This window comes from Microbispora sp. NPDC088329, from assembly GCF_040685655.1.
GTDB lineage: Bacteria > Actinomycetota > Actinomycetes > Streptosporangiales > Streptosporangiaceae > Microbispora.
This window is the reverse complement of sequence record NZ_JBFBIP010000021.1, coordinates 66,153-75,572: the sequence shown is the minus strand read 5'-3', so window position 1 is coordinate 75,572 and position 9,420 is coordinate 66,153. Positions and strand designations below refer to the sequence as shown.

Below are 9,420 nucleotides of genomic sequence, written 5' to 3'. Positions count from 1 at the left end.
CGGCGGGGGTGTCCCGGGGCCCCGTCTAGACCCCCCCCGCCGGCCCGGGGCCGGCGCCCCCCCCCCCCCGCCCAACCCCCACGGCCCATTCTCCAGCCCATTTAGAACGGCCGGAGCCTCCGAGGCTCCCTCGTCCTGTTGTCCGAATCGTGGCACGGTTTCAGAAGGTCAACGTATAGTAATGGCTCATGCGCGTTGAGTCACGCGCATACGTGGACGAGTCGATGCGTGTCGACGAGGGTCTTTACGTGCTGGCCGCTGTCATCGTGCCCGCCGGTCGTGCCGCCGAGCACCGGGCAGTCCTGCGTGATCTCCTACTGGCCAAGCAACCACGCTTGCACTGGCGAGACGAAGGCCGGAAGCGGCGTCTGGAAATCGCACGAGCCATCGCAGCCCTGTCGCTGACCACGGCCATCGTGATCGGCACCGGGCTCCTGCCGGCGAAGCAGAGGCGAGCCCGGCGCAAGTGCCTGGAGCGACTTCTGTGGCAGTTGTCGGTGCATGGCGTACGCCAGGTAGTTATGGAGCGGCGGAATGCAAAAGGTGACAAAGAGGACCTCGACCTGGTCAACGCCCTCCGCGCTCAGCAAGCGCTGCCGCACGACATGAACGTCGAGTGGGGCGACCCTCTGGTCGAGGAACTCCTGTGGCTTCCTGATGTCGTCGCGGGAACAGTCGCTAGAGCCGAGGCGGGCGACGACACCTTCTGGAGCCTGCTCCGCGGCGGACACGTGAGCGAGCGCGTGACATGTGAATGATGGGAAAAACGCGAAGCCCGGGTTCCCGTCAATTCCGGCGGTAAGCCCGGGCTCACTTCCTCTCCCCCTCGCAGGGGGCGGCGTCTACAAGCATACCTCGGAAGACCGCTCCGCACATCACTCTGGGTGATGTCCCCATGACTAATCCGCGTCCGACGGGGAACCCGCGAGGCGGACGCCTGCGAGATACCGCGACTCGTGGGGAAGAGCCGTACGGCTGTGACGTCCGGCTGGTATGTCCGTAGGGCCTTTCGCGTAGCCTTGCCAGAGCGGGCCGCCGGGCCGCGCCGGACCACAGGGGTGAAGACGCGATGGCGATCGGTGTGTACGTCGCTGCCGGTGACGCGAGGAGCAACAAGGGCACGATCGCCCTCGGCATGATCGAGCTGCTGACCCGTCAGGTGGGCACGGTCGGCGTGTTCCGGCCGGTCGTCCGGTCCGGCCGCGAGGACAGCCTGGTCAACACCGCGCGCAGCCGCTTCGGGATCGGCCTGCCCTACGCCATGTGCACGGGCGCCACCTACGAGGAGGTGCACGCCGACGAGGAGCGCGCGGCCGGGGAGATCCTGGCCCGCTACCGGGCGCTCGCGGGGCGATGCGACGCGGTCGTGGTGATCGGCACCGACTACACCGACGTGGGCGCGCCCACCGAGTTCGTGTTCAACGCCGAGCTCGCCGCCAACCTGGGCACACCGGTGATGAACGTGGTGACCGGGCTCGACCGCACCCCCGACGAGATCGCCGCGGCGGTCGAGATGTCGCGCAAGGAGCTGGCCGAGCGGCACGCCACCGAGCTGGCCACGGTCGTCACCCGGGTCGCCCCCGGCCTGGTGGACGAGGTCGCCGCCCGCGTCCCCGCGTACGTCCTGCCGGAGGTGCGGCGGCTGTCCGCGCCGACGGTCAGCGACCTGATGGCCGCCTGCGACGGCCAGCTGTTCATGGGCGACGACGACCAGCTCGGCCGGGAGACGGGCGGGCTGATGATCGGCGCCATGTCGCTGCCGAACATCCTGGAGCGCCTCACCGAGGGCCTGGCGGTCGTGGTCCCCGCCGATCGTGCCGCCGCGCTGGTGCCGGGGCTGCTGGCCGCGCACAAGGCCCCCACGTTCCCCGCCCTGTCGGCGATCATCCTCAACGGCGGGCTGGAGCTGCCCGACGCGGTCGTCCGCCTGCTCAAGGGCATGGACATCCGGCTGCCGATCATCACGACCGGCGGGGGCACGTTCGAGACCGCGACCACGCTGTCGAAGGCCGAGGGCCGGTTCAGCCCGGACGCCAAGGGCAAGATCGACACCGCACTCGGGGTCTTCGCCGAGCACGTCGACGCCGGGGCGCTGCTGCGCAGCCTGCGGGTCACCAAGGCCGCGGCGATCACCCCGCTCATGTTCGAGTACGACCTGCTCGACCGCGCCCGCGCCGACCGCAGGCACATCGTGCTGCCGGAGGGAGCCGAGCCGCGGATCCTGCGCGCCGCCGACAGCCTGCTGCGCCGGGGCGTCGCCGAGCTGACCCTGCTGGGCGACGAGCGGGAGATCCGGCTGGCGGCCGCCACGATGGGCCTCGCCGTCGACGGCGCCCGCGTGGTCAGCCCGTTCGACCCGGAGCTGCGCGAGCTGTTCGCCGAGGAGTACGCCCGGCTGCGCGCGCACAAGGGCGTGACCGTCGGGCAGGCCCGCGACATCGTGACCGACGTCTCCTATTTCGGCACGATGATGGTCCATCTCGGGCTGGCCGACGGCATGGTCTCCGGCTCCGCCCACACCACCGCCCACACGATCAGGCCCTCGTTCGAGGTCATCAAGACCTCGCCGGGTGTCGGGGTCGTGTCCAGCGTCTTCTTCATGTGCCTGGCCGACCGCGTCCTCGTGTACGGCGACTGCGCCGTCGTCCCCGACCCCACGGCCGCCCAGCTCGCCGACATCGCGATCTCGTCGGCCGCCACGGCCGCCAGGTTCGGTGTCGAGCCGCGCGTGGCCATGCTGTCGTACTCGACCGGCGAGTCCGGCGCCGGGCCCGAGGTGGACAAGGTGCGCGAGGCCACCGCGCGGGTCCGCGAGCTGCGGCCGGACCTGCCCGTCGAGGGCCCCATCCAGTACGACGCCGCGGCAGAGCCGAGCGTGGCGCGGACCAAGATGCCGGGCAGCCCGGTGGCCGGTCGGGCGACGGTGTTCGTGGTGCCCGACCTCAACACGGGCAACAACCTCTACAAGGCCGTGCAGCGCAGCGCCGGCGCGGTCGCGATCGGGCCGGTCCTGCAGGGCCTGCGCAAGCCGGTCAACGACCTGTCCCGCGGCGCGACCGTGGGCGACATCGTCAACACCGTCGCGATCACGGCCATCCAGGCGCAGGCGCACCGGGAAGCACAATGAGCGCGCAGGCGCGATGGGGAGCACAGTGAGCGCGCAGGCGCGGGAGGAGACAGGGTGAGCGCGCAGGCGCGGCAAGGGGACACAGTGAGCGGGCAGGTCCTCGTCCTGAACACGGGGTCGTCGTCGATCAAGTACCGCCTCATCGACATGGGGACGCGCCGGGCGGTGGCGGGTGGGCTGATCGAGCGCATCGGCGAGGACGAGAGCGTGCTCACCCACGACGGCGTACGGACCGAGCGCCGGGTGGCCGACCACGAGGAGGGGCTGAAGGCGGTGCTCGCGGCCTTCGCCGAGCACGGGCCGCCGCTCGACGGCGTCGTCGCGGTCGGCCACCGGGTCGTCCACGGAGGCAGCCGCTTCGTCACGCCCGTGCTGATCGACGACGAGGTCGAGCGGGCCATCGAGGAGATCGCGCCGCTGGCGCCGCTGCACAACCCGGCCAACCTGGAGGGCATCCGGGTGGCCCGGCGGGCATTCCCCAGCCTGCCGCACGTCGCCGTCTTCGACACCGCCTTCCACGGCACGATCCCGCCCCACGCGCATACCTATGCCGTCCCCCGCGAGTGGACCCGCAAGCTCGGCGTGCGCCGCTACGGCTTCCACGGCACCTCCACGGCGTACGTCTCCCGCCGGGCGGCCGCGCTGCTGGGCCGGCCGTACGACGAGGTGAACTCGATCGTGCTGCACCTCGGCAACGGCGCGAGCGCGACGGCGGTGCGGGCCGGGCGCAGCGTGGACACCTCGATGGGCATCACCCCGCTCGCCGGGCTGGTGATGGGCACCCGATCCGGCGACGTCGACCCGGCTCTGGGCGCCTACCTCGGCCGCGTCGCCGGCATGGACCTCGCCGGCGTCGACGCGGCGCTCAACAAGGAGAGCGGCCTGCTCGGCATGTGCGGGGCCAACGACATGCGCGAGGTGTGGCGGCTGGCCGACTCCGGCGACGAGGACGCCCGGCTCGCCCTCGACGTCTACGGCTACCGCGTGCGGGCCTACATCGGCGCCTACTACGCGGCGCTCGGCGACGTGGACGCCCTCGTCTTCACCGGCGGCGTGGGGGAGAACAGCCCCCGTGTCCGCGCCCTCGCGGTGACCGGGCTCATCCGGCTCGGAATCGAGATCGATCCCGATCGCAACGACGCCGAGTCGGCGGAGGCCAGGGTGATCTCCCCGGAGGGCGCCGAGGTGACGGTGCTGGTGGTGCCCACCAACGAGGAACTGGAGATCGCCGAGCAGACCGCCGCCTGCCTCGGGGACGCGTGAACCCGCCGATCGCCGCGGTCGTCCGCTGGCTATCGTGGTCAGCGAATGGGGGTGAGCCGTGTGGCGACGGCTGAGGACAGTCGTACGGGTGGACAAGAGGAGACCGCCGATTCGCCGGGCTGGCTCGACCGGGTCCGCGCGACTCCGGCGGGCCGGCTGACGCTGCGGATCGTCATCGGGGTGATCGGCGCCGCTCTCGTGATCGCCGGCCTGATCATGGTGCCCTTCCCTGGGCCGGGCTGGCTGGTGGTCTTCGCCGGGCTCGCCGTCCTGGCCACCGAGTTTCCCTGGGCGTCCCGGCTGCTGGAGTTCGCCAAGGACAAGGTCAAGGCCGCGACCGGCTGGCTCAAGCGGCAGAACTGGTTCGTCCGCATCGTCGCGAGCGCGCTCACGCTGCTCTGCGCCGGTGCCATCGTCTGGGTGTCGGTCCGGCTGACCCTCGGCATCGACCTGATACAGAAGGCCCGCGAGCTGCTGAGCTGATCGTGCCCGGGTTGCGCCGGCGATCGATCCTCTCCGGTACGACGTACGCCGCCTCGACCGGGCGGCTGACGAACCGCACCCGGGCGCGGCGCACAGACGCGGAACGGCCTCCACGACGGCGATGCCGTCGTCACACGAGGTACAGGTGGGTGCCCGGGCTCCACTGGACGGCGATCAGATCGGGGCCGTACTCCCGGGCCAGCCGACGACGCAGCCGCAGGTCCACGTCGTTCACCTCTATCACCGCCCGGTTGCGCTCGGCGTCGACGTAGCCGCTCAGGATCCTCGGGTCGCCGCCCGGTGGCATCACGGCGTCCAGCACGCTTTCGAGCTCCGCCCGGCTGTGCCGCACCCGCCGCACGGCAGGGATGATCGTGAAGGGGGTCCGCACGTGGTCGGGCCATGCGACACCGGTGAGCGGCGCGGCGGCCAGCGCCCGCCCGCGTTCGGTGATGTACGGAGAGACCAGACGGTACGGCCGCTTCAGCAGGTACGGCGGTGCGAGGTCCTTCGGGTGTGCCTCCACGCGTTTCATGGCTGCGTCCATCGCATAGTTGAACGGCTCGATTCGCGAGTCGTAGGGCTCGTTGAGGAAGCCGGCCACGTCCTCGGTGAACACCTCGACGGCCTCGGGCGTCGCGCGTTCCACGACCAACCGGCCCGAGACCTGGGACGCGGGGCCCAAGGTGAGGGCATAGAGGACGAACACCGTGAGGATCACCCTGAGGGTACGCACGGCACCTCAGCCTAGAACGATCATCCTATTTTCGGCTGAGAAATCACCTGACCGGCCGTGATGCGGCGGACCGGGGAGCCGCGGGGCCGTCTCGGGCAGGCGCTCAGGCCGTGGCGCGGGCCAGCCTGCGGATCGCCAGCTCGCCGAGCAGCGACGCGCCGTCGGACAGGATGGCGTCGTCGAACTCCGCCTCGGCCGAGTGGTTGGCCGGGGCCGTGGCGAGATCCCGGCCGGGTGGGCAGGCGCCGACCACGAGGAACGCGCCCGGCACCTGCTCCAGCACGTACGAGAAGTCCTCCGAGCCGGTCGCCGGGGTGGGCAGCGGGAAGTAGCGGTCCTCGCCGAGGGTCTCCCGCACGGTCATGGCGGCGAACTCGGCCTCGGCGTCGTCGTTGACGGTCACGGGATAGCCGATGCCGAACGCGCACTCGACGGTGAGCCCGTGCGCCTCGCCGATGCCGCGGACGAGCCGGACCAGGCCCTCTCTGACGCGGTCGCGTGAGCCGGTCGAGAACGTGCGCACGGTGGTCTCGAAGACGGCCTCGTCCGGGATCACGTTGTCGGTGGTGCCGGCGTGGAAGCTGCCCACGGTCACCACGACCGGGTCGAACACGTCGTACCCCCGGGTGACGTGGGTCTGCAGGGCCGTCACCATCTCGCAGGCCGCGGGGATCGGGTCGAGGGCGCGGTGGGGGGCGGATCCGTGACCGCCTCTGCCGCGCACGGTCACGGTCAGCGTGTCGCACGCGGCCAGCACGGGCCCGCCCCTGGTCAGGAACAGCCCACGCGGGATCGTCGTGGCGAAGACGTGCATGCCGTACGCCGCGACGGGCCTGGCCCCCGCCGCGTCGAGCACACCCTCCTCGATCATCAGCCGGGCGCCCTCCTGGCCCTCCTCGCCGGGCTGGAACATCAGCACCACGTCTCCGGCGAGGTCGGCGCGGCGCTCGCTGAGCAGGCGGGCGGCTCCCACCAGCATGGCCGTGTGCAGGTCGTGGCCGCAGGCGTGCATGCGGCCGTCGAAGCGCGACCGGTAGGGCACGTCGGTCTTCTCGTGCACCGGCAGCGCGTCCATGTCGGCGCGCAGCAGCACTGCGGGGCCCGGGCGGCCGCCGCGCAGGACGGCGGTCACCGACGACAGGCGCTCGCCGGTGGTGATCTCCAGGGGCAGGCCGTCGAGCGCGGCGAGCACCTTCTCCTGTGTGCGGGGCAGGTCGAGGCCGATTTCCGGCTCCCGGTGCAGCGCGCGGCGAAGCTCGACGAGGTCGTCCTGGAAGGTCATGGTCCACCTGTGGCGCGAGATGGTTGGTGTCCCGGCTCACCCCCGACCGAACCCGCGTCCCGAGACTTCCCGGGAGGCGGGGCCGGCGGAACGGCCGGCGGGGGGTCAGAGATAGAGGCCGGTGCCGTGGTCGGTCTGCTGTGTCGCCACGGCGTGCAGGTCGCGCTCGCGCAGGACCAGGTAGAGCTGGCCCTGGACCTCCACCTCGTACTGGTCCTCGGGGTTGAACAGGACCTTGTCGCCGGTCTTGACCGATCTGACGCTGGCGCCGGCGCCGGACACCTCTCCCCAGACGAGCCGGTTGGCCATCTTGACCGTGGCCGGGATGACGATGCCCGCGCTGCTGCGCCGTTCCTCAAGCTCCCGCTCGACCTTGACCATCACGCGGTCGTGCAGCATCTGGATCTCGAACTTCGGGTCAGCCACGCTGGCAGTGTACGCGGAGCGGCCCCGGGCACCGTCATCGGAGGTTCACCGGCGGCGGGGGCTCACCGGCGGCCCATGGCCAGGTCGTAGCCGGTCCCGGAGCGGCGGTAGACGCCGCCCTTGCCCCACTTCAGCACCTGGAACCGTACGTGGACGGTGTTGGAGGCGACGCCCGTCAGGTCGGCCATCATCTTCTCGGACAGGTCGATGATCGCGGGAATGTCGTGCTGGGCCACGGCCCATTCGGCCGGGCCGAAGTCCTCGACGACACCGATCGTGCTCTTCCCCTTGTAGGTGATCCGCACCTCGGTGCCGAGGGGCCAGTAGGGGCTTGCGAGGGTCTTGTAGCGCATCGGCTTGCCGGACGCGGTCTCGGCGTCCCAGAAGGACGTGGCGGTGGAGACGCCGGAGGGCAGGGAGGCGGCCTTCTTCACGTCCTTGTACGCCGTGCGGAGGGCCGCGTTGAAGGCCGCGGTCAGGGAGGCCAGATCCAGGGAGGCCGCGTCGGCCGGGGCCGGGCGGGCGGCGGTCGTCGCCCGGGAGAGCGGCGGGGAAGAGGGAGCCTGCGGGATCACCGAGGCCTGCGCGGCGGTGGCCGCACCGGAGACGAGCGTGGTCGCGGTCATCGCCATGGTGATCGCCTGACGGGCTCGCTTGCGCATGGGCTTCCTTTCGTCTCGCTCGCGGGGGCGGCCCTCGGGGAACAGGGCCTCACCGTCGTCGAGGAGTCCCGCCGACCGGCGGGTTCCGCGTGCGCGCCCGGCACGGTGGAGCGCCCTCGAAGAGGGGCAAGGCTCCGGAAAGCGGGCGGCGCGTTCCCTGGGGGGCAGGGGGACGACGGTTGTGCGAGGTACGGGATTTACAGGGGCAAAGGTGATGTGGAGCACGAGTATAGGGAAAGAGGGAGTAAAGAGGACAAATCGATCTAAATTGCACGTAGATCGTCCTTGACGTGGAGTCCCGGGAGCCGCTCTCATGGCGAGATCGGTAAAAGCGGAGGCAAGGGGGCGGCATGGCGTTCGAGGGCTTCACATGGACCAACGAGCCCGCCGAGTGGTCACGGACCGGGGAAGGCCTGCGGGCCGTCGCCGGCGCCCAGACCGACCTGTGGCAGAAGACGCACTACGGCTATTCGTTCGACACCGCTCACATGTTCGGCCGCCAGGTCGCCGGGGACGTCCGGCTGACGGTGACGTTCGACGCCGACTACGCGGAGCAGTACGACCAGGCCGGGGCCGTGCTGCGGATCGACGAGGAGAACTGGATCAAGGCGGGGGTCGAGTTCGTCGACGGCGGCCACCAGCTCAGCGTCGTCGTCACCCGCGGGTTCTCCGACTGGTCCGTCACCCCCGCGCCCGCCGGCCTCGTCTCCGCGACGTTCGACTTCGAACGGGCCGGCGACGCCGTGACCGTCCGGTGCGGCGTGAACGGCGCGGAGCCGGAGCACATGTTGCGCCTGGCCTATTTCCCGCCGCAGGTGCCGGCCCTCGCCGGGGTCATGTGCGCCGCTCCGACGGGCAAGGGCTTCGAGACCCGCTTCACCCGCGTGTCGCTGGCGTAGCCGTCACGTCCTGGTGTGGCGTGGCACGGTGCGGTGCCCGTTCCCGTCGGCCTGCGAACCGGAATCACGTGCCGGTTCGGCGCCGCTCCCGCCCGCGTGCCGCGAACCGGTCCTGGGCGTCGAGCACGGCGTCCCCGTAGGACGCGGCCCACATGCCCATCGCGCGCATGGGGGCGAGCAGCGCGGTGCCCGCCTCCGTCAGCGCGTAGTCGACGCGCGGCGGCGCCTCGGCGTAGGCGCGGCGTTCGACCAGGCCGTTGTACTCCAGCCGCCGCAGCGCCTCGTTGAGGACCTTGGGGCCGATCCCGCCGATCCTGGCCAGCAGCCGCCGCGGCCGCATCGGACCCGCCTCGCCGAGCGTGTAGACCACGACGCTGTCCCAGCGGTTCGCGAGCACCTCGAACGCCAGGCGCGCCCGGCAGTCTGAGGTGTACGCCGTCTCGTCGGGGAGCGTGTCCATGGCCTCATCCTGCCGCTTCCGAAGGACACCGTGTGGTGTGCGTCGATTCGCCTAGCGTCGCGGACCGGCACCTGATTCACCT

The 9,420-nt window shown here is 71.3% G+C and carries 10 protein-coding genes; 5 read left to right on the top strand and 5 right to left on the bottom strand.

Annotated features, from left to right (window positions below; all coding sequences use genetic code 11):
- Positions 1-224: 224 nt before the first annotated feature.
- The 4 genes from AB0O28_RS31035 (at position 225) to AB0O28_RS31020 (ending at position 4,873) form a co-directional block, all read left to right on the top strand.
- A complete protein-coding gene (locus AB0O28_RS31035; protein WP_363646107.1) occupies positions 225-758 on the top strand; it encodes a hypothetical protein in 534 nt (177 codons plus the stop codon).
- 311 nt (positions 759-1,069) lie between these two features.
- Entirely contained in the window at positions 1,070-3,127 is a 2,058-nt protein-coding gene (pta, locus tag AB0O28_RS31030; RefSeq protein WP_363646106.1) for a phosphate acetyltransferase, read from the top strand.
- Between the two features lie 54 nt (positions 3,128-3,181).
- On the top strand, positions 3,182-4,390 hold the full coding sequence (locus AB0O28_RS31025; RefSeq protein ID WP_363646105.1) for an acetate kinase: 1,209 nt from the start codon (positions 3,182-3,184) through the stop codon (positions 4,388-4,390).
- A 60-nt stretch (positions 4,391-4,450) separates the two neighbouring features.
- A complete protein-coding gene (locus AB0O28_RS31020; RefSeq protein WP_363646104.1) occupies positions 4,451-4,873 on the top strand; it encodes a TIGR02611 family protein in 423 nt (140 codons plus the stop codon).
- A 130-nt stretch (positions 4,874-5,003) separates the two neighbouring features.
- Here the strand turns inward: AB0O28_RS31020 and AB0O28_RS31015 are convergent, their stop codons facing one another.
- The 4 genes from AB0O28_RS31015 to AB0O28_RS31000 all read right to left on the bottom strand — a co-directional run bounded on the left by AB0O28_RS31015 (position 5,004) and on the right by AB0O28_RS31000 (position 7,979).
- Entirely contained in the window at positions 5,004-5,609 is a 606-nt protein-coding gene (locus tag AB0O28_RS31015) for a hypothetical protein (RefSeq protein WP_363646103.1), read from the bottom strand.
- Between the two features lie 103 nt (positions 5,610-5,712).
- Positions 5,713-6,891: a M20 family metallopeptidase gene (locus tag AB0O28_RS31010; RefSeq protein ID WP_363646102.1), complete on the bottom strand. Its 1,179-nt coding sequence runs from the start codon at positions 6,889-6,891 to the stop codon at positions 5,713-5,715.
- A gap of 105 nt (positions 6,892-6,996) precedes the next feature.
- On the bottom strand, positions 6,997-7,317 hold the full coding sequence (locus tag AB0O28_RS31005) for a co-chaperone GroES (protein ID WP_139578087.1): 321 nt from the start codon (positions 7,315-7,317) through the stop codon (positions 6,997-6,999).
- Positions 7,318-7,379: 62 nt separating this feature from the next.
- Complete coding sequence (locus AB0O28_RS31000; protein ID WP_363646101.1) at positions 7,380-7,979, bottom strand: hypothetical protein; 600 nt, start codon at positions 7,977-7,979, stop codon at positions 7,380-7,382.
- 350 nt (positions 7,980-8,329) lie between these two features.
- On the opposite strand from AB0O28_RS31000, the gene AB0O28_RS30995 reads away from it, so the two are divergent.
- A complete protein-coding gene (locus tag AB0O28_RS30995) occupies positions 8,330-8,878 on the top strand; it encodes a DUF1349 domain-containing protein (RefSeq protein WP_363646100.1) in 549 nt (182 codons plus the stop codon).
- A 64-nt stretch (positions 8,879-8,942) separates the two neighbouring features.
- Here AB0O28_RS30995 and AB0O28_RS30990 read toward each other — a convergent pair whose 3' ends face one another.
- Entirely contained in the window at positions 8,943-9,338 is a 396-nt protein-coding gene (locus AB0O28_RS30990) for a helix-turn-helix domain-containing protein (RefSeq protein WP_363646099.1), read from the bottom strand.
- Positions 9,339-9,420: the final 82 nt, after the last annotated feature.

Coding starts and splice junctions, on each gene's coding strand:
- AB0O28_RS31035 (WP_363646107.1), top strand. CDS start 225: ATGCGTGTCGACGAGGGTCTTTACGTGCTGGCCGCTGTCATCGTGCCC.
- AB0O28_RS31000 (WP_363646101.1), bottom strand. CDS start 7,979: ATGCGCAAGCGAGCCCGTCAGGCGATCACCATGGCGATGACCGCGACC.
- AB0O28_RS30995 (WP_363646100.1), top strand. CDS start 8,330: ATGGCGTTCGAGGGCTTCACATGGACCAACGAGCCCGCCGAGTGGTCA.
- AB0O28_RS31010 (WP_363646102.1), bottom strand. CDS start 6,891: ATGACCTTCCAGGACGACCTCGTCGAGCTTCGCCGCGCGCTGCACCGG.
- pta (WP_363646106.1), top strand. CDS start 1,070: ATGGCGATCGGTGTGTACGTCGCTGCCGGTGACGCGAGGAGCAACAAG.
- AB0O28_RS30990 (WP_363646099.1), bottom strand. CDS start 9,338: ATGGACACGCTCCCCGACGAGACGGCGTACACCTCAGACTGCCGGGCG.